Genomic DNA, 19,537 nt, shown 5'->3' on the forward strand with positions numbered 1-19,537 from the left:
TGAACGCGGCTGAGTGCGTCCGTCGGGTTCTCTTCGTCATCTTCCTGGTTCCTTTGTCGGCATTATCGCCGGCTCAGGCCCCGAGCGTTCCACTTATCCGACCGTCCGAATTTGCGCGCCCACTTCTGCCCTCACGATTGCAGCATAGTCCGGCGCAAAGTTCGAGAAGTTCAAGACCTCGTTCACGTTAAATCCGAACTGCTTCATTTCACTGCCAGCCGGACCAAACGAGAATTGCCCGGAGTTCATAACCGAAGAATATTCCTCTGGACTCACGGCACGGTAGAGCGTCGTTGTTCCACTGTTTTTGGCAACAAATCTCTAGTCCTATGAACCATGCAACGTACCATCCGGTGCGACCCAAAGAATGGCCGGTATTTCGTAAAAGTAGTCCGCTAAAACGAGATCGTTTTCTGACTGTGCAGCTTGCGGCCATCGTGAACGAAGATATTGCAGGATAGTTGCAGCATCGGCATCCCAAACGTCATAACCATCGCGCCAAAGTTCGGCGGGAGGGCAGAATTTGATCTTGCCATCATCCAAGAACGTCTTGAGTAGAAAGAAGAATGCCTCCCGGTGTTCTTCGAACGTAAGTGTTGGATTATTCACAAGTATCCCGTCGAACAGCGCAGTGATCCACAGCCCAAAAACGTTCTGCACGAGTTCATCTATGCCCAAGAGTTTCAATTTCCGCTCCCACGCAAAAACTTGATTTCTCTATTGTAGGTGTTGCCGGTCACAGCCCCCGGCACATCAATCGTCCACGCGGGTCCAGTTTGACTCGCAGAAGCCGATACGCTGCGAAGAGTAAAATTCCCTTGCGTTGTCGAAATTGTGTAGCGGACACCCGCAGTTCCGTTAATGGTTAATGGCTGAGCTTGCGGCAAGTTCGTTGCCCCCGTCACGTTCAGGAAATATTCCTCAACCTGCGAGTCTGTGACGCCTGAGAATATGGCGGCTTTTCCGCTGTTCGGAAGCTCATTAAACGTTGATCCACCGATTTGAATCGCCCCCGGTTCGTTCGTCGAGAAAAGGTCTTTCACTTGCTGCAAAGCAGACGGCGTGTTTGTAGCACCGCCACTAGGATTTGCAACATTCCCGATCGGCGGCGCAACGCCAGTCACTTCCTCCCCGCCAGACGCCGTTTCCGCCCCCCCCGACATTGGGCGTCGGTGTCAGCACGTTGACCTGCGTATCCTCGTACTCTTCCTTCTGCTGCGGCGTCATCGATGAGGTATCAAGCACAACCCCACTCTGTCTCTATATACGTACCGCTTCTGAACGTGTTGACGATGTCGGATGAGAGTGGCCCTGGATTCATTGGGCCATAAGTCGCAACTCCAGTTTTTGCCCTTGACGCACTTTCCAGCCGCACAGCACGAAGTTCGCTGAGGTCGCTTGTACTTGCAGTTCAGTCTTCGTGGAAAATCTTGAGTCTCTCTATGACCTGTTCAAACGTCTTTTCGGCTTCCGGGTTCTCGTCATGGAAACGATCCCAGAAATCGCCGCCAAACTCGCTGGGCGCTATGGAATAGCGCCCGCTACCGAAATCCAAAAAAGTCCAGCCATTAGGAACTGCCGGATCGACAACATCGAAGCATTGAAGCTCCACCAAGACCGGCGTGCTATCAGAGTCTCTCTGAACCGTGATCATTGCTGGACGGCCTTCTGGCTGGAATCGAACACCAAGAGCAACGTACGTCTTCCCTAACGTAAAGCTTGGATCATCGCCATGCCCTTTATAGTCGCGCGGTCTCGCATAACGCACTTTCATGGTTTCACAACCCCTTTCACCTTGAAGTCCGGCGTAACGTAATCGACCTTACCCGTAATTGAATTCATGTAGTAATGAACCTGCATCGATTGTCCATTTGGCATCGTTACTGACTGCGTTGTGTACTTACCCCAGTCGGCAATATTCGACCCGTCACTTGTCAGTTCGCTCACCACACTCGGATTCTTAATTACGCCGTCGGCCAGCGGAATAGCGTCAGAGCTTTTGATTGCCTGAACAGTGAGCTGTCCGTTCGAGTCAAGAATACCAGCTTGCTGCAAACTCAACTGAGTTCGCAACTGCGCTGCAGTGGTCATGTCTCCCGCACTGCCCGTTGTCACCGCACTGTTTGTGGCACCGCCACTAGGATTTGCAACATTCCCGATCGGCGGCGCAACGCCAGTCACTTCCTCCCCGCCAGACGCCGTTTCCGCCCCCCCGACATTGGGCGTCGGTGTCAGCACGTTGACCTGCGTATCCTCGTACTCTTCCTTCTGCTGCGGCGTCATCGATGAGGTATCAAGTACAACCCCAAGGTGCTTCGTCGCGTTGTTCAGCGCCTCGTTCTGCGCCGCCGTTACTGCTCCCTGCACGTTCTGACCTAAAGCACCCGCCAGTCCTCCACCGGTCAACGTTGCGAGCGACGTTACCGCAGCAATCTGTCCCTGATCGAGCGGCGCACCGCTCGGATCAATCTGCTGGATTGCCCACGGCGACAGCACCGCGCTCGTGGCCCCGCCAATGGCACCGCCTGCGCACCCCGTACCCAGCGCAGCACTCCCCGCACACCCCAACGCTGAGTTAGCGAGCACATTGCCAACCGTCCCCGGCGGCAGATAAGTACCAATCGCATTAGCCCCAACAGCAGCAACGTTAGTCACAACGTTGTTTTCCAGCGCCGTCAGAAAACTACCACCCTCGATCGCCGTCGAAATCCCCGCATTCACCGCACTCTGCTCGCCAATCTCCAGTGCGGTATCGCCCAGATTGGCAAGTGTCACCGCCGGATCGGACGACACAATATTCGTCCCAACCGAGCTGAACGAATCGAGCCCCAGCCCCGCATCAACACCCGCAGTCAACTCCGCGACACCGACAGATTCAAGCACCTTCCCAAAGCTGAACGCCTGCCCACTATTGAGCTGCGACATCGCACTCGATAGAAATGCGCCCGCGCCAGGTCCAACAACCACAGACGTAGCAATGGCGATCGTGCTGATCACGACCATCATGAACGCGCTATCGAACGTAGACGGCTGATCCATCACCGTCGTCGTCAGGTTGTCGCTGACGGTGCTCTGCGTGAAGCTGCTGCCCAGCTGGCTCTGCAGGTTCGCGAGCAACGCCTGCGTACCCGCCGTATCGATGCTGCCGTCCGCATTGACCTGCTGCAGCGCGCCGCCGATCTGATCGATTGCCTGCGCATTCAGGTCGAAGTTCGCGGCCGACATGAAGCCGCCCTGCTGCACCGCCGTGCCGGTCGTCTGCGTAATGCTGCCGTCGAGTTCCGCCTGATACTGGTAGATCGTGCCGACGTTCACCGACCGTTCTTCGTTCGTCAGCGTGCCGGTGTTGACCGTCAGGTTCTGCGCGCTGACCGTACCCGTATTGAGGATGCTGTCCGCGTAGTTGAGCGTCACGTTCGTGTCGCTGATCTCCCCATCCGCATTGACCGCTGCGTAGTTCTGCGGCAGCAGCACTTCGGGCATCAGTGCCTGCACGGTCGGGCACGCGCCGCTACCCGTAGCCGTGCAGCCCGGCTCGGGTACCGTTTCCTCGACGTACCAGAGCATCGGCTCGTTTCAACCATGCCCAAAAGTCAGCGAACTCGTGGCAGGGGTTAGCACATCGAGGCTGAAAGCGGGAAATCACACCAACTATGAAGCCCAATGTAGCAAAACCTAAAGGCATCCCATACCCAGTGCAACCTTAATCGGGCCGCTTGAAGTACGCTTCCGCATCTAGACGAAACCGAATTTTTCTACTTGCTGCAAAGCAGATGGCGTGTTTGTGGCAAGGCATCCCTGCTCCCGTCACGCGATCTCCCAATAGAAATCGGTGAGCAGCCTTTCCATTGTGGACGGCAAGCGGCCGTCGTTACGTTGTTGCTCCAGCCACAGAAACACCTCGCGTGGGCTATGGGTTTCCGAAAAAGCCCTAAACTCTTCTCCAACAGAAGCATTGAAGGCATCCAGTTCTCGCTGAAATTCGGAGTAGTAGTAAGGCACGCCTCTCATTTTCCTGTTCCTGTAGGAAGGGTCCCGAACCCCTTCACCTGGATCGGTTGATTTGTAATCGCTTGAGTACCTCCGCCGCTACCCCACTCGGGGAACGTATTGGTAATCGGCTCCAAGGTTGTGGTTGTATTCCACTTTCCCGTAGAAATTGTCAAGTCATTGATGAGTGGCAACGTATCAAAGCTCACCCAATTAGTTGGTGTCCGAGGCAATTGGAGCAAGCTCTGCGCCGCTGACGGACTAATATTCGTGATGTTGTCGAACGTGATGTACGTCGGATTACGAGGGGCAATTGTTCCCGCTTGTGCCTCGGCGACTGCAGGACCTCCGACCGCCCTGTAGCCAGTCGCGGGGACAGCTGTTCCGCTCGATGTAACATAGAAGTCAGCACCGTCTGTCGCCGCAGAAGTACTGCTGTTTGTAGCAACACTGCATCCCGACGCACCCCACGTTCGCAACGGCCCACAACCCCAGACGCGGCGCGGCTTCGCCAGCACTGCCGCCCAGACGCGGTTTCACTTCCCGAATTTTTTGCCCAGACGCGCTTTTCCAGCCTGCAATCCGGAACGTCCTGAAGAGCAATGCGCGGCAGTCTCCCGCGCGCCGATGCACCTACTCTATCCGTCCGCTTTCGATCGACAGCACCGCAACGGCAGCGCCCTATCGACGGCACAGCGACTTAAGAGCGTCCAGATCATTTGTTGCAGCCTGAGCTTCGTACAGCGCTTCGCAGAAACCTTGCACTGCGTCTGCATCGAGCGAATAAAGCAGTGAGGCCGCCGCCCTCGCTTTGCGGAACCACTGCAAGGCCTCTCCAGCATCATCCAAACCGTCGTGCTGCTCAACGATGGTGAAATACTTCTCATCCAAATCGTCTACATCGCCAGCAAGCCGCTCTCGATCCTGCTGCGTGGCGGTATGCCCATCCTCCAGTAAGAGCGTCACGCGGCCGTCATCTAAAATCGTCATCGCGCTGGTTTCACGACAAGCCCATTCTGCGACCACCCGAGCTATAGCTCTCCGCTTGTTCGCGGACAGTCCTTTCCCAAACTCGACCAGATCCGGCGCTACAGTGTTTAGCCGCGTATTTATGCTCATTTCGTAACCTTCAATGGAGTTGCAGGCACTGCGTTGGCACCGTTTAGCGCTGACGCGCAGGAAGGACAGATAGGCCGTCCCACGCCGATGGTCTGGACTGTATAGCCGTTCTGAGCGGCCCAGTTTACGATGTCCGCTTCGGCATGTCCCGTTCCCGGCACAACAACTTCGCCAAGATTCAATGTCACACCCGGACGCAGATAGCCATTCGGCTCGCTCGTAGAAACAACCGTTATCTGATTGCCGTTCGCATCCTGCAAGACACCAACCCCCATCGTCACTCTACCTTGTGAGCCAGCAGGTAACTCCGATTGCAATTGTGCAGCGCGACTGGCTGCATAGGCCTGTGCGTCCGCCGAAGACGTTGCACTGTTTGTGGCAACAACTCGTCACCGAGATGCAATTTAATTCGCTGCGTCATTCTCGATAGTCCTCGAACTCCCAAGAGAGATTGCGCGCGATCTTTTCCGCGATGTCACGCCATCCGTCGCCCATGCATTTCGCCACGTAATCGAGGATGCTCGCCTCGATGGCCGAGCGATCGTATTCTTCGACGATCAACATGTGACGGCCCCACCGGGGCTCTTTTACGTTTTGATGAAGCCACTCTGGTGTGCAGACCAAGACGCGATAATCATCGGCACCGCTAGAATCGTCTGGCCCCACCCTAAGTTCGATCCACAAGCTGAAATTTTCCGGATCGTCCGGGAAGTAGCTATCCAGATCTATAGTTGGGCTATTCACCCACATCGATTTGACAATTGCTTTCATGGCGTTACGTTCAGGTGACCATTGCTAATTATTGTCCCACTCGGAGTTTGCCTTACAAAATTCGCTTGAACGCCCGTTGTCGCGAACGGCGAAGATTTAGGTTGTGGCGGCCTGTAGATCATAGTTCCGTCTGCGCTAACCAAACAGCCCGGGCAGGCCGCTTGATTAGAGACCAATGTTGCCCCGTCGCCGACCCAAGCTTGCCCTAGCGCGTTAGCTTCGGCGACTGTTCCGGAACCGATAGAGAAGTTAGGATTTGACGTGCCACTCCCATTCACCGCAGTTGCCAACCTAGAATCCTGAGCGGCGATATTGGCGAGATTCTCATTCGCGAGTTGGCCCTTCAAACCTTGAAGGGTTGCAGCGTTGGCCGTACCTTCAGACGTCGCCGCCGTGTTTGTAACCCCGCCCACCGAGACCGCGGTACGATTACCTGTCGTGGACGGCAGCACATTTCTTTGCGACGCACCGTTAGGCAGCGGGCCGTCTCCGCCACCACTGAAGGCCATCGACCCGACCGCCGCCGATACCAGTGCACCCACGTTGTTCGCTGACAGTACCCCCGCCTGGATGCCCGCCTGGTACACCGACAACGTTGCACTCGTAAAGTATCCGCGTTCTGTTGGTGTCAGGTTCGGATCGTCCTGTGCCACCTGCAACGCTGCCAGCGTGCTCGCCGCATCCGCCTGCGTGATCGAACCAGCTGGCATCCCCTCGAAGCTGAAGGCATGTGCCAGGAGTTGCTGCTGCTTTGCGCTCAGCGAGTTATTGAGCGCCTCGTTTTGTGCGGCCGTCACCGCGCCCTGTACATTCGCCCCGGCCAGCCCGGCGAGACCGCCACCGGCCAGTGTCGCCAGCGCCGCTACGGCCGCATTGATCCCCGAGTTGTTGTAACTCGTCGTCTGGGTGATCGTGCCATCGCCGTTGTCCGTGGTCGTGACACTCTGGCTGCCGTCATAGAGAGCATCGCGAGCAAGCGGCGCTACGATGGCGCTCGCCGCCCCACCAATCGCCCCGCCTGCACATCCGTTACCCAGCGCCGCACTCCCCGCACACCCCAATGCCGCGTGAGCAAATATGCTTTCGGCCGTACCCGATGGCACATAAGTACCAATCGCGTTCGCCCCAACAGCCGCAACATCGGCCACGACACTATTCCTGAACGCCGTCAGGAAGCTACCACCCTCAATCGCCGTCGAAATCCCCGCATTCACCGCACTCTGCTCACCAATCTCCAGTGCGGTATCACCCAGATTGGCAAGCGTCACCGCCGGATCGGACGACACAATATTCGTCCCAAGCGAGCTGAACGAATCGAGCCCCAGCCCCGCGTCAACACCCGCAGTCAGCTCCGCGACACCGACAGATTCAAGCACCTTCGCAAAGCTGAACGCCTGTCCGCTATTAAGCTGCGACATCGCACTCGATAGAAACGCGCCCGCTCCTGGCCCAACAACGACAGACGTAGCAATCGCAATCGTGCTGATCACCACCATCATGAACGCACTATCGAACGCAGACGCCTGGTCCATCACCGTCGTCGTCAGGTTGTCGCTGACGGTGCTCTGCGTGAAGCTGCTACCCAACTGCTTCTGCAGGTTCGCGAGCAACGCCTGCGTACCCGCTGTATCGACACTGCCGTCCGCATTGACCTGCTGCAGCGCGCCGCCGATCTGATCGATTGCCTGTGCGTTCAGGTCGAAGTTCGCGGCCGACATGAAGCCGCCCTGCTGCACGACCGTGCCCGTCGTCTGCGTAATGCTGCCGTCGAGGTCCGCCTGATACTGGTAGATCGTGCCGACGTTCACCGACCGCTCTTCGTTCGTCAGCGTGCCGGTGTTGACCGTCAGGTTCTGCGCGCTGACCGTCCCCGTATTGAGGATGCTGTCCGCGTAGTTGAGCGTCACGTTCGTGCCGCTGATCTCCCCATCCGCGCTCACGGCCGCGTAGTTCTGCGGCAGCAGCACTTCCGGCATCAGCGCCTGCACGGTGGGACACGCGCCGCTACCGGTTGCCGTGCATCCCGGTTCAGGCACGGTTTGCTCGACATACCAGAGCATCGGCTCGTTCACGAGCGCGAGTTGCGCCGCGCTCAGCTGGGTGCCAAGCGCGACATTGTTCTGCTCGGCGTACTGCAGCGCCGCGCCATACAGCGCCTGCGTATCCTGGTTGTTGATCGATGCCTGACTGGTGCTGTCGGTCGCGCTGGTGGTGTTGTAGAAGCTTGCCTTGCCGGTCGCCTCGAGTGCCGCCTGCTCGACCTGTTGCGCCTGCGTGTACGGGTCGTAGTAGAACTGGGTGGTACCGGGCTGCAGGCTCGCCGGCAGCGCGGCCAGCAGCGCTGCCGGCGACAGGTCGCCCGACACCAGCGAGGCCGGATTATTGACGAGATACGAAGGCGTCGATGCCGAGCCGCTGGTAACCGTCTGCACGGGCTGGACAACCGGTTTGCCGACGGTCTGCACCCCTACCGGCACACCAGCCGGGACGCCCGCCGACCCCGTGACCGAAACCGGCTGGCCGTTCGCGTTCGTGACCTGCCCCGCCGCATTGACGGTGGTGGTAGCGCTGCCCGGCACCGCGGGCGGTCCGAGCGTGATCACCTGACCCGAGACTGCGGGCGGTGGCGTATAGACATCCGGATTGGTCAGGCCGTTGTCCACTCAACCATAGATGCAGATTCATTCACAGTACTTCATCTACCGTTCCGTACCCAACCAGCCTATCAAGTTCAAGCACTTCGAAGGAATCGCCCACCTTCACTCCCCCTTGGAAGTGCTCCCAGCTCGGAAAGCTAATGCGCGCTTTAAGCGTCTCCCCCGGATAGTGAAGATCTTCATCAACATACGAGTGAACCCCGCTAGCCAGGTAATCAACCGTTGCAAACTTGTGGTGCGGAGCGTACCCACTACGTACCCCCTTCACCTTCGGAGCATCAACGTCGTCCGCTATGCGGACAGTCGCCACAATTTGATGCAAAGCGATCCCCTTAATACGCATGACCGACATTCGTCACTGCCGAATTGAACAGATTCAGTCCCGACTGCCCATTGACGGTAAGGACACCGCTTCTGAAGATAAACGGATCTATCGAGTTTGAAACATTGAAGTTCCCAAGAAGACTCGTCGGGATGTCCGCCCTCACGATTGCAGCATAGTGCGGCGCAAAGTTCGAGAAGTTCAACACCTCGTTCACGTTAAATCCGAACTGCTTCATTTCACTGCCGGCCGGACCAAACGAGAATTGCCCGGAGTTCATAATCGAAGAATATTCCTCTGGACTCACGGCACGTAGAGCGTCGTTGTTCCACTGTTTTTGGCCCCAGCCACCCCCGCCGCCAGTGCTCCAGCCCCAACCGTCGGGATTTCGCCGACCAGCTCCTCGTCGGTCGCGCCTCCGCTTTGCGGCAACACCTGGTGCGTGTACGTATGTTCGTTCACGCTCTCCGGATGGTCCCCGCACTCGTGTGCACACGCATCCAATCAGAAGGAATCACCGGACCCTGGGCGGGATTTGTGAGCGGTTGAAGGTTCGGCGGCACTTTGAGCCCGCCCGTCGCTGTGTTTGTGGCAACTCCACGGCTCGTTCGTTACTGCGCTCCTCAGCGAGCGGAGAAACTACTCCTCCACCAACTCGCAGACCGCACCTAATAGGGAGGCCCACTCCAAGAAGTATGCTGTACGCTCTTGTGTAATCGTCACTGTAATCGGCTCGCCCTGAAGCAAGTTATCCACACATCGCTTTCCTTCTGATAGAGAGAAGCCGCAGAACTCTCGAAGTAACGAGCCGAACTGAACTTTGTTGAAACCGGTCTTCCATCCGGTCACTCGAATCACCGTCATTGGTTCACCTTGATCGTTATGCTGCGCGGCACCTTTCCTGGACTGGCGCCAGACGTTCGCGTTCCGCCGTTGATCACGACTTCGTCAACTCCGTACTGCTGCCCCAAAGCGCGCGCAATATTACGTAGTTGACTGAGGCTACTAGATCCGGCGCCAGGGCCATCAATGTGCATGCCATTCAATACGAGCTGGTTGCCATTTTGAGTCATTTCAGTAACAACGGAGAGGTCTCCATTCACCCCCGGAATACTGAACTGATATATGCTCCCGTCTTGCTCTACGAGCCTGATGCTGTTGTTTGTGGCACCGCCACTAGGATTTGTAACATTCCCGATCGGCGGCGCAACGCCAGTCACTTCCTCCCCGCCAGACGCCGTTTCCGCCCCCCCGACATTGGGCGTCGGTGTCAGCACGTTGACCTGCGTATCCTCGTACTCTTCCTTCTGCTGCGGCGTCATCGATGAGGTATCGAGTACAACCCCAAGGTGCTTCGTCGCGTTGTTCAGCGCCTCGTTCTGCGCCGCCGTTACTGCTCCCTGCACGTTCTGACCTAAAACACCCGCCAGTCCTCCACCGGCCAACGTTGCGAGCGCCGTTACCGCAGCAATCTGTCCCTGATCGAGCGGCGCACCGCTCGGATCAATCTGCTGGATTACCCACGGCGACAGCACCGCGCTCGTGGCACCACCAATCGCACCCCCTGCGCACCCCGTACCCAGCGCCGCACTCCCCGCACACCCCAACACCGAGTTAGCAAGCACATTGCCCACCGTCCCCGGCGGCAGATAAGTACCAATCGCATTAGCCCCAACAGCGGCAACGTTAGTCACAACGTTGTTCTCCAGCGCCGTCAGGAAACTGCCCCCTTCGATCGCCGTCGAAATCCCCGCATTCACCGCACTCTGCTCGCCGATCTCCAGTGCGGTATCACCGAGATTGGCAAGCGTCACCGCCGGATCGGACGACACGATATTCGTCCCAAGCGAGCTGAACGAATCGAGCCCCAGCCCCGCGTCAACACCAGCCGTCAACTCCGCGACGCCCACGGATTCAAGCACCTTCCCAAAGCTGAACGCCTGCCCACTATTGAGCTGCGACATCGCACTCGAAAGCAACGCGCCCACTCCAGGTCCAACAACGACAGACGTAGCAATCGCAATCGTGCTGATCACCACCATCATGAACGCGCTATCGAACGCGGACGCCTGGTCCATCACCGTCGTCGTCAGGTTGTCGCTGACGGTGCTCTGCGTGAAGCTGCTGCCCAGCTGGCTCTGCAGGTTCGCGAGCAGCGCCTGTGTACCCGCCGTATCGATGCTGCCGTCCGCATTGATCTGCTGCAGCGCGCCGCCGATCTGATCGATTGCCTGCGCATTCAGCTCAAAGTTCGCAGCCGACATGAAGCCGCCCTGCTGCACCACCGTGCCCGTCGTCTGCGTAATGCTGCCGTCGAGTTCCGCCTGATACTGGTAGATCGTGCCGACGTTCACCGACCGCTCTTCGTTCGTCAGCGTGCCGGTGTTGACCGTCAGGTTCTGCGCATTGACCGTCCCCGTATTGAGGATGCTGTCCGCGTAGTTGAGCGTCACGTTCGTGCCGCTGATCTCTCCATCTGCGTTGACCGCCGCGTAGTTCTGCGGCAGCAGCACTTCGGGCATCAGTGCCTGCACGGTCGGGCACGCGCCGCTACCCGTAGCCGTGCAGCCCGGCTCCGGTACCGTTTGCTCGACATACCAGAGCATCGGCTCGTTCACGAGCGCGAGCTGCGCCGCGCTCAGCTGGGTGCCGAGCGCAACATTGTTCTGCTCGGCGTACTGCAGCGCCGCGCCATACAGCGCCTGCGTATCCTGGTTGTTGATCGATGCCTGACTGGTGCTGTCGGTCGCGCTGGTGGTGTTGTAGAAGCTTGCCTTGCCGGTCGCCTCGAGTGCCGCCTGCTCGACCTGTTGCGCCTGCGTGTACGGGTCGTAATAGAACTGCGTGGTATCGGGCTGCAGGCTCGCCGGCAGCGCGGCCAGCAGCGCTGCCGGCGACAGGTCGCCGGACACGAGCGAGGCCGGATTATTGACGAGATACGAAGGCGTCGATACCGAGCCTCCGGTAACCGTCTGCACCGGCTGGACCACCGGTTTGCCGACGGTCTGCACGCCCACCGGCACACCGGCCGGAACGCCCGCCGACCCGGTTACCGAAACCGGCTGACCGTTCGCGTTCGTGACCTGCCCCGCCGCATTGACGGTGGTAGTGGCGCTGCCCGGCACCGCGAGCGGTCCAAGCGTAATCACCTGACCCGAGACCGCGGGAGGCGGCGTATAGACATCCGGATTGGTCAGGCCGTTGACCAGTTGCGAACCGGACAGCGCAACAGTCTGGCCGATCACATTACCGGTATTGCCGAGATTCGGCGCATTCACCGACAGCGTGTTGCCGGCCTGAATCGTGGCCGGCACGAAATCGGGCAACCCCACCGCATCCGGCAGGCCAGCCGGGTTCTGGATGTCGCCCGACGAATACGCGCTGCCATACAGCGTCGAACAGAGCGAGGCGTCGCCCGCACAGCCCCACGTATTACTCACCAGGTTGGCATGCCAGTACGCATTCAGGTACTGGTTGTTACTCGACGCGCTGCTGGCCGCATCGATCGTCACGTTGTTCAGCGCGGTGACTAGACTGCCGGTGTTGCCGAACACGCCCGCCTGCAGATTGACGTCATGGTTGGCGGTGATTGTCGCGGGGTTGGCCGACTGCACGTCGACATACGCTTCGCAGTCCTGCCCGCAACCCGCGAACGGCGTCGCGCTGCCGTAGTTCTGATGAACCTGCACGGGCGCCGCGATCGTGTTCGTGAGCGTCGCCGCATTGATATCGACGTCATTGCCCGCCGCAATGGCGCCGGACGTATTCGTCACGCTGCCGGCCTGGGTCGGCGCGCTCGACGTGGTGCCCGCGCCGCCAATCACCACGTTGTTGCCCGCGACCAGATTGCCGTACGTGTTGGCGACGGTGCCGGCCGCGATCACGATGTCGTGGCCGGCCGTCACATTGCTGTTGATCTGCTGGTACGCGTAAGTCTGCGAGTTGAGGTTCGTCGTACCGCCGGTCGAGCAACCCGTATAACCGGCGGCGCAGCCGGCCGTCGTTGTCATCGTGCCGGTATGGGTCCCCTGGTTCGTGAAGCTCGACGCCGCGATGTTGACGTCGGTGCCGGCGGCCAACGTCCCCGCGTTCGTCAGATCGCCGCCCGACAGATTCAGATTGTTGCCAGCGACAATCTGGCCGGTCGCGCCCTGAACCGTCACCGAGGAAGACGTCGAAATCGGCGTCACCGTGCCCGCCGCGGCAAGCTTGATACCCGGGGGCGCGATACACATGCCTGCGCCGCCATTCGGGCAGACGTTCAGACCATTCGGACCGTAGAAGCTGCTCCAGATCGAAAGCGTCGACGGAGCCTGCGAAAGGAAGCTGTTGATCGACGCGACGTCGACCGAATCGGTAACGGTCGAGCTATAGGTCGACCCGCCGTTGGACAGCGATTGCACGTTAAGCGTCGCATCGTGGCCCGCACTCACCGTGCCGCCCTGATTGTTCAGCGTGCCCGTCCTGATGGCCAGGTCGTTGCCGGCCGCGATCACCGAGCCGGCACCCGGCGCTCCTCCGGTGGTGGTCGTTGTCTCCGTCGCGGTGGGCAACGCAACGGTTATCGTGGCGATGGCCTTCGAGGCGTTATCCGGCGTCTCGACGAACCACAGGTTCTGGATGATCGAGTTGCCGGTATTGCTGGTACCCGTGATGGTCGGCACTTCCACGAACGTGACGGTGTTGCCGTTCGTGACGGGCGCACTGACCTGCGCCTTCGGCCATCCGCTGTCGGGGCCCAGAAAGGCGTCGATCGAAGCCAGATTGCTTATGCCGTCGGCCGACAGCACGTCGGCCAGCGTCGCCTGATAGGTGCCATAAGGCAGATTTATGCAGCAATACCGGTCCCCGTCGCTACCGTACAGCCCCGACTCGACGATCGACTCGGAACCGACGACCAGTCCCAGCGCAAGCGCCGAGTTCTCCACGGTGGTAGTCGTCGTAGTCGTGCCGCTGCTGCCGGCCGCCGAGTTGATGACATTCGCGGCGGTGATCGCGAGGTCGTTGGTCGCCGTCAGCGTGCCGCCCGCATTTGTCAGATCGCCGGTCAGGTTGATGTTGACGTTGCCGCTGCCCGCTGCACTGCTGCTATTGCCGGCTTGGGTCACGCCATTCGAGTTGTCGTAGCTCGACCCGACCAGGTTCAGCGTGTTGACCGCTTCAACGGTGCCGGCGTTCGTGCCCGAACCGTTCAGCGTGAACGCGTCGTTGGCCTGCACGGTCGCGCCAGCCTGGTTCGCGAGCGAGCCGTTGATCGTCAGATCGTTCGCCGTGACCGTACCGGAATTGGACACCGCGCCGTTGAGCGCCAGCGTGCCTGTGCCCTGATTGATCGTCCCGGTATTGGTGATGCCCTGCGTCGCCGTCACGGTCACGGCCGTGCCCGGCAGCGTCCACGCGCCGCTGTTGTTGATCGCCTGCGCCGACAGGTTGAACGCGCTGTCGCCGCTCAGTGTGCCCATCGAGGCGGCCGACGGATCGATCGCCTGGTTCGGCAAATTCACCGTCAGGCTGTTCTGCGCGAGGATCAGTCCGTTGGTATTGGCGAAGCTGCCGTTGCCGCCATTGACATTGACCGTCGCGTCACCCGTCGCTGACGTCGGGTTGTTCACATCGCCGGCGAAGATCAGGCCGTTGCTGTTGTCGAGTGAATTCGTGGTCAGCGTCAGCGCGTTCGTCGCGAGCAGGCCGCCCGAATTGGTCGTGCCATTCGAGACGTTCAGCGTGCTCGTCGATCCGTAGATCGAACCGCTGTTGTTGAGGTCCGTTGCGTTGACCGTCGTCGTCTGCAGCGACGACAGCGCGCCCGGGTTCGTCACGCTCGCGCCGGATACCGTGAGGTTACCGGCCGCCATCTGCGTGCCGACATTGGTCACGGTCCCGCCCGCAAGCGTCGCATCGCCCTGATACGCTGCGGTGCCGCCTGTCGTCAGGCTGTTCGTTGCTGTCGCGCTGTACGTGCCGCCGATTACCGCGTTGGCGGTCGTGACATTCGCGCCGGAAAGCGTTGCGTTGCCATTGACGGTGAGAGCCGGAGCGTTCGCGTCGAAGGCGGCGTTCAGTTGACCGGCCGACGTGTCGAGGCTGTTTCGTGCGGTGGCCGTCAGGTTGCCGCCCACCGAAAGCCCTTGCGTCGTGATGTCCGAGCCGGTGAGCGTCGCATCGCCCGAGACGGTCGTCTGCGCGTTCAGCGCGAGGGTCTGCCCGGCATTCAGCGTCGCATTGCCCGCGGCCTGCACCGGTGCCGTTGCGGTGAGGTTGCCGCCCTGTGCATTGACGCCCAGGTTGCCCAGCGTCTGCACGCTGCCCTGTGCCGTCACATCCGTGCCGGCGCTCACGCTCATGTCGCCGCCCGACAGCGCATTGCCGCCGAGCGTCGCGCTACCGGCGCTCGCGGTGAGCGTTTCGGTGCCGACCGCGGTGGTCGCACCGACCGAGAGGTTCTGCGCCGCTGTTGCGGCGAGGTTGTTGCCGGTCTGGATCGCGCCGGTCGTCGACAGATTGCGCCCTGCCACGAGCGTCGTGTCATTCGCCACACTGATCGCACCGCTACCGGTGAGATCGCGCCCGGCGTTCACCGTCGCGTTGCCGGTACCGTCGACCTCGACACCGCCATCGAGCGTCACGTCACGCGTTGCCGTAATCGTGCTGCTCTGGCCGCTATGAACCTGCCCCGCCACCGATACATCCTGCCCGGCCGTGACGGCAACCTCACCCGGCGTGGCCAGCGCGCCGCTGATCGTGACGCTGCCGGCACTCGCGCCGAGCGTCGCATTGCCCCCGCTGAACACCGTGCCGCCAAGATTCACACCCTGCTGACCGGTCACGGTCAGTTGACCATCGGTGACAACCGCACCCGTGGTGGTGGCCGTGCCGGTTTGCGCGAGGAGCGAAACGTCACCACCGCCCTGCACCGAACCGTCGACGGTTGCGTTCCGGCCTCCGCTCAGCGTCACGGTAGTGCCGCCCTGCACCGCGCCGTTGACGCTCAGATCCTGGCCCGCGACCGCCTTGATGCTCCCTGCCGCCGTGATGGCCGAGTCGAGCGTCAGATTGCCGTTGGTCGCTTCGAGATCGAGCGAGTTGGCGGACACGGAGCCCAGCGACATCGCGCCCCCGGCGATCAGGGTCGCACTGCCGCTGGCCGCCACCGACGACGAATTCAGGTTACCGCCCGCGTTCAGCGAGACATTCTGTCCGGCCGCGACGTTACCCGTCGCATTGATATCGCCGTTCGCCGTCACCGTGTAATTCTGGTTGGCGAGGCCATTGCCCGACACGGTCGTGGTGCCCGCGCTCGCGAGATTGACGTTCTGGTTCGCGAACGTCGTGCCGACAGCGATGTCGCCGTTCGAGCTGACGACCACATTGCCCGCGGTCGCCGACAGCGCGCCTTGCGTGTTCACGCCCACGCCGGCGGCGGTCGACACGATGAAGACCTGCCCGCTCGTGACCGAACCGAACTGGTTCGCGTCGATGGCGACGCCACCGTTGCCGATCGCTGCCGCCGTATTGACCGAGCCGTTCGATGCGGTGCCGTAGCGGGTGCCGGTGGCATCCATCGCGGTCGGCGTGACGAGCTGATTGCCCGCGATGAGGTTGACGCGCTCGTCCGCCTGGAGCGGCGCATTGATGCTGAGCGTCTGGCCGATAAGATCGATGTTGCCCACCGTGCCGGCAATACCGGCACCGGGCCCGTTCACCCCTGGCGGTCCGTCGATCGAAATGTTGCCCGAATTCACGCTGTACGCGAGCGCGCCGGCGTTCGCGAAGTCCGCCGACGTTCCGCCCACGCCCGTGAGGAACTGCACGGCCCCGGTGGTCAGCACGAGCCCAGGCATGTTCGTGAGCGCCATGCCATTGACCGAAATACCATTCGGGTTGCTAATGATGACCGTGGCGGGATTGCCAAACACCTCCAGCGGCCCGAGTAAGGAAGAGGCCGGCCCCGTCGATGTGACCTGATTGATGATCGTCGTCGCGGTGCGGCCCGCGAGATTTGGGTTGGCGCCAAGTGCGCCGCCTAGCAGCGGCTTGCCACCTGTCAGGCTGTTGTTCAACACGAGACCCTGACTGTCGACGTTGAACGACTGGTAGCGGTTCAAGCTCAAGCCGTTCGAATTCGGCGCGGTGATGTTGACCGCCGGGATGCCGGTGCTGGTCTGCGTGATGGTGGGCTGGAACGGCAGCGGTGCGCGCGGATCGACAATCGGCGCTGCCTGCGCGGTCGCCTCGGCCAGTAGCAACGCCGGCGCGAAATACATCACGACCACCATGATCCACGCCGTCGCGCGCATCCATAGCGGACGCGGCGAACCGCCTGGGCAGGATGACCCAGCGAATCGGCGCTCAGTCCATGCGCCGAAGCGCGCGAGATCGCGCTGCAATAAGCGCGCTGCCAGAAGGCGAGAACCGATCGTCATACCCGTTTCTAGTTCGTGTTATTTACTGATTACGGCGCCCCATTCCCCTGAACGGCTCGCCGAATTATGTCGAGGCGGAAATTATCATGCTGTCGCCATAATTGGAATTAGCGCATTGCAAGAATTAACAATTAATCACCCAACATGATGAGCGCTCCCAAAATAATTAATTCAATACGAATAGATTTGATACTTGGAGAACGTTGAGCGCCAAGCCGAACTGCCAGATTAGCCCGTTCCGCCTTATACGAATTCAGGTTGATCGATATTCAATGGACGCCATCCCCAACATAATCTTTCAATTAGCTTTACATCAAATCAAACTTGTCCTATTTATTTCGATATTGAGCATCCTTTTTTAAATTTAAATATTCTAGTTTTTGCATCGCCAACGGGAACGGAAAGGCAACGCGGCGACTATCGAAACGAAATGACTTGTATTATCAGTCGCACCGCACAGCACCACCCCACCACTCCGGCCGTCATCGCCGATGCTTCGTCCGCGATCAACGCCCTCGGTCGAGGTATGCAGCACCTATCCTTAAGATGCCTCACCGGGCGTCGAACAGGAGAACGACATGCGCATGCTGCTCAACATACGAATACCGAATGAACCGTTCAACACGCTCGTGCGCGAAGGCCGCATCGGCGTGCTGATGCAGAAGATTCTCGAGGAAACCCGGCCGGAAGCGATCTACTTCACCGAACAGCAAGGCAAACGCGGCGCGGTAGCGGTCATCGACATCGCCGATGCGACGGCGATTCCCGCGCTCGCGGAACCGTGGTTCCTGCAACTGAACGCCGACTGCGAACTGCGCATCGCGATGCTGCCCGAGGATCTGATGAAAGCCGGGCTCGACGCACTCGGCGATAAGTGGAAATAACGCGCGGCGGAGATTGCCGCGTGGAGGCGTTCGCTTAGCGGTATTCGCTTGGCCGCGCTCACTGTGCGGTGTTGTCGGCGCATTGCAGCGAGCGCGCCGACAACGACAACACCAACATCCAGGTCCCTCAAACCTACCGACCTGCCAACGCCAGCAACATCGAAGCCGCCGCCGTCGCCGCGACCTGGCAGCCGAGCACGATATGCGCCTCGGCCGTGTCCTCGATAAAGTCGTGGCTCACCCCGCCGATGCTCGGCACGAACATCATGCACGCCGGCATGCAGCGCGCGATCACCTGCGCGTCGTGCGCGGCGCCGCTCGGCATGTGCAGCCATTGCCCCGGCGCGACCGCTTCGGCGGCCCGCGCGATGTGCTCCGCGAGCGTCGCATCCATGCTGACGGGCTCGATCGGTTCGTCGATGGACTGCAGCTCGACGCCGACGGTGCGCTGCGCATTGAAATCGCGCACCAGCCCGGCAAGCGCCTGTTCCATCGCCTGTAGCCGCACGGGATTCGCGTCGCGGAATTGCAGGTACATGTCGGCCGCACCAGGCACGACGCTCATCGCGCCCGGATCGAGATCGATGCGGCCGACGGTCCAGACCGTATCGGCATCGGCGAGCGCCTTGAACGCGTCGTTCATGCGCGCGATGAACGCGACCAACGCCGCGCCCGCATCGCGGCGGATCGCCATCGGCGTCGTGCCCGCATGATTGCGCTGGCCGGTGAAGCGCAGCTTCAGTTCGCGCAGCCCGACGATCGTCGTCACCACGCCGATCGATTTGCCGAGCGCTTCGAGCCGGCCGCCCTGCTCGATATGCGGCTCCAGATAAGCGACCTGACGTCCCGCCTCGAAACGCGCGCGCGGTCGGTCCGCGAGTCCCGCGGCCTTCAGCACGTCTTCGAGACGCTCGCCCTGGCGATTGGTCGCATCGCGAATCGTCGCGTCGACTGCCTCGCCAACGAAGCTGCGGCTGCCGAGCAACCCCGAGAACGTGCCCTCCTCGTCGATCCACGACGCGACGTCGACCGCGAGATGCCGCGTCGCATCGTTTTCGCCGAGCGCACGGGCAATCTCGAGCCCGTAGATCACGCCCATCGCGCCATCGAGCCAGCCGCCGGTCGGCTGCGTATCCGTGTGCGAGCCGATCACGAGCGCCGGACCGCTATTGCGCGAACGCCCGAACACGGTACCCACGCCGTCGATGCGCGCATCGAGCCCGGCCTCGTTCATCCTGCCGGCCAGCCACTCGCGCGCCGCCAGGTCCACCGGCGACAGCGACAGCCGGACCACGCCGGGCCCGGTCGCGCCGAAGCTGCGCAGCCATTTGAGGTCGGCTATCAGCCGGTCCGGATCGATCTTCACCACGT

Annotated in this window: 13 protein-coding genes; 1 reads left to right on the forward strand and 12 read right to left on the reverse strand. The window is 60.6% G+C overall.

Annotated elements, in window-relative coordinates; all coding sequences use genetic code 11:
* Positions 1–327 precede the first annotated feature (327 nt).
* From HHL14_RS16250 to HHL14_RS16305, 11 genes are all read right to left on the reverse strand, one after another.
* A complete protein-coding gene (locus tag HHL14_RS16250) occupies positions 328–687 on the reverse strand; it encodes a hypothetical protein (protein ID WP_169498642.1) in 360 nt (119 codons plus the stop codon).
* Positions 684–1,124 (reverse strand): hypothetical protein, encoded by a 441-nt coding sequence (locus HHL14_RS16255; RefSeq protein ID WP_169498643.1) that lies wholly within the window; start codon positions 1,122–1,124, stop codon positions 684–686. The genes HHL14_RS16250 and HHL14_RS16255 overlap by 4 nt, the downstream gene beginning before the upstream one ends.
* A gap of 287 nt (positions 1,125–1,411) precedes the next feature.
* Entirely contained in the window at positions 1,412–1,774 is a 363-nt protein-coding gene (locus HHL14_RS16260; protein ID WP_169498644.1) for a hypothetical protein, read from the reverse strand.
* On the reverse strand, positions 1,771–3,567 hold the full coding sequence (locus HHL14_RS16265; RefSeq protein WP_169498645.1) for a DUF637 domain-containing protein: 1,797 nt from the start codon (positions 3,565–3,567) through the stop codon (positions 1,771–1,773). Before HHL14_RS16265 ends, HHL14_RS16260 begins: the two co-directional genes overlap by 4 nt.
* A 240-nt stretch (positions 3,568–3,807) precedes the next feature.
* The gene (locus tag HHL14_RS16270; protein ID WP_169498646.1) at positions 3,808–4,002 is read right to left on the reverse strand and encodes a hypothetical protein; all 195 of its coding nucleotides are present in this window, start codon (positions 4,000–4,002) and stop codon (positions 3,808–3,810) included.
* A 669-nt stretch (positions 4,003–4,671) separates the two neighbouring features.
* Positions 4,672–5,109: a replication initiation protein gene (locus HHL14_RS16275; RefSeq protein WP_206002363.1), complete on the reverse strand. Its 438-nt coding sequence runs from the start codon at positions 5,107–5,109 to the stop codon at positions 4,672–4,674.
* Between the two features lie 417 nt (positions 5,110–5,526).
* Positions 5,527–5,880: an immunity 8 family protein gene (locus HHL14_RS16280; RefSeq protein WP_230413072.1), complete on the reverse strand. Its 354-nt coding sequence runs from the start codon at positions 5,878–5,880 to the stop codon at positions 5,527–5,529.
* A complete protein-coding gene (locus HHL14_RS33820) occupies positions 5,877–8,483 on the reverse strand; it encodes a DUF637 domain-containing protein (RefSeq protein WP_329601672.1) in 2,607 nt (868 codons plus the stop codon). Before HHL14_RS33820 ends, HHL14_RS16280 begins: the two co-directional genes overlap by 4 nt.
* 82 nt (positions 8,484–8,565) lie before the next feature.
* Positions 8,566–8,889 (reverse strand): hypothetical protein, encoded by a 324-nt coding sequence (locus tag HHL14_RS32850; RefSeq protein ID WP_206002364.1) that lies wholly within the window; start codon positions 8,887–8,889, stop codon positions 8,566–8,568.
* A 273-nt stretch (positions 8,890–9,162) separates the two neighbouring features.
* Positions 9,163–9,321 carry a hypothetical protein gene (locus tag HHL14_RS16300; protein WP_169498649.1) on the reverse strand — a complete coding sequence of 53 codons (159 nt, stop codon included), beginning with the start codon at positions 9,319–9,321 and terminating at the stop codon, positions 9,163–9,165.
* A 398-nt stretch (positions 9,322–9,719) separates the two neighbouring features.
* Positions 9,720–17,135, reverse strand: coding sequence for a beta strand repeat-containing protein (locus tag HHL14_RS16305; RefSeq protein WP_230413073.1), 7,416 nt, complete (start codon positions 17,133–17,135; stop codon positions 9,720–9,722).
* Between the two features lie 725 nt (positions 17,136–17,860).
* Between HHL14_RS16305 and HHL14_RS16310 the strand changes: the two genes are divergently transcribed.
* Positions 17,861–18,166: a panthothenate synthetase gene (locus HHL14_RS16310; RefSeq protein WP_169498651.1), complete on the forward strand. Its 306-nt coding sequence runs from the start codon at positions 17,861–17,863 to the stop codon at positions 18,164–18,166.
* Positions 18,167–18,299: 133 nt separating this feature from the next.
* On the opposite strand, the gene HHL14_RS16315 is transcribed toward HHL14_RS16310, so the two are convergent.
* Positions 18,300–19,535 (reverse strand): Zn-dependent hydrolase, encoded by a 1,236-nt coding sequence (locus HHL14_RS16315; protein ID WP_169498652.1) that lies wholly within the window; start codon positions 19,533–19,535, stop codon positions 18,300–18,302.
* Between the last annotated feature and the right edge of the window lie 2 nt (positions 19,536–19,537).

The sequence above is a fragment of the Paraburkholderia antibiotica genome (assembly GCF_012927125.1).
Taxonomy (GTDB): Bacteria; Pseudomonadota; Gammaproteobacteria; order Burkholderiales; family Burkholderiaceae; genus Paraburkholderia; species Paraburkholderia antibiotica.